At 48.5% G+C, this 515-nt stretch carries 1 protein-coding gene; it reads right to left on the reverse strand.

The window, feature by feature from the left end; translation table 11 throughout:
• Positions 1-515: ABC transporter substrate-binding protein (locus R7R78_RS29510; RefSeq protein ID WP_225475012.1), on the reverse strand; the 515-nt coding region annotated here is incomplete at both ends.

Consider the following 515-nt stretch of genomic DNA (forward strand, 5'->3'; position numbering starts at 1 on the left):
AAGCTGCTCAACCACATAGTCAGTGGTCGAATTTTCCGTCGATAGCAGAACAGAATTGGGTGTCGAGAAGCGCATCACCAATACGTCTAATGGGGCAGAATAATGCTGACGAATTTTGTCACGCAGTTGTTTGAATGAGTCATTGAGTTTTGCCAGTTTTTGTTCCGCTAACTCTTGTTTATCAAACAGCGCACCTAGCGTACGAAAATGCTTGATTGCGGTTTGAGCCGCGGCTTCGTTTTGCGAAAAATTCGGCAAATACACCACCGGCGCGATTTGTCTGAGCAGAGGAATTAAATCTTGCTGAGGAGAAGCCGCTAGGATCACATCGGGTTTCAAACTCGCGATTTTCTCTAAATTGGGTTCGGCGCGAGTGCCGATATCCTCAATGGATTCTGGTGCGTAAGGATTCACTACCCACTGGCGATAACCCGGCAAGTTAGGCGCAGCAATGGGCTCGATGTCCAACGCGAGCACTTGCTCCAAAATGTCCCAGTTGAGAACCACGACGCGTT

It is taken from the genome of Vibrio sp. 2134-1 (assembly GCF_033339495.1).